At 48.3% G+C, this 435-nt stretch carries 1 protein-coding gene; it reads left to right on the forward strand.

Annotated elements, in window-relative coordinates; genetic code table 11:
- Positions 1 to 137: 137 nt before the first annotated feature.
- Positions 138 to 435: peptidogalycan biosysnthesis protein (locus A3766_RS10585; RefSeq protein WP_197479524.1), on the forward strand; the 298-nt coding region annotated here is incomplete at its 3' end.

Genomic DNA, 435 nt, shown 5'->3' on the forward strand with positions numbered 1-435 from the left:
GGAAGGGGTTGCTGGTGTTGAAGGTATGATGCAAGACGATGGTATTCATCCGACGGAAAGCGCGCAACAAACGATGTTTGAGCACGTAGACAAAGTATTGGATACTTTGCTTTCAGCTAAATAAGTGTGGCAACAGGATGACTATTGAGTTCCGTTACGTCACCTCAATTGCTGAGGTGGGAGAGCAGGCCTGGAATTCCTTGGCAGGTGAGGGCTACCCCTTTGTGCGCTACCACTTTCTCGATGCCTTGGAAAAAACACAAGCGGTTGGTGGATGCTCAGGATGGTTGGTGCATCACCTCATGGCTTATCAGGGCGATACATTGGTCGCCGCTGTTCCTAGCTATGTTAAGCAGCATAGCTATGGTGAATACGTCTTTGACCATGCTTGGGCGAATGCTTACCATCAATATGGATTGGCTTATTATCCCAAGT

The sequence above is a fragment of the Oleiphilus sp. HI0132 genome, from assembly GCF_001635845.1.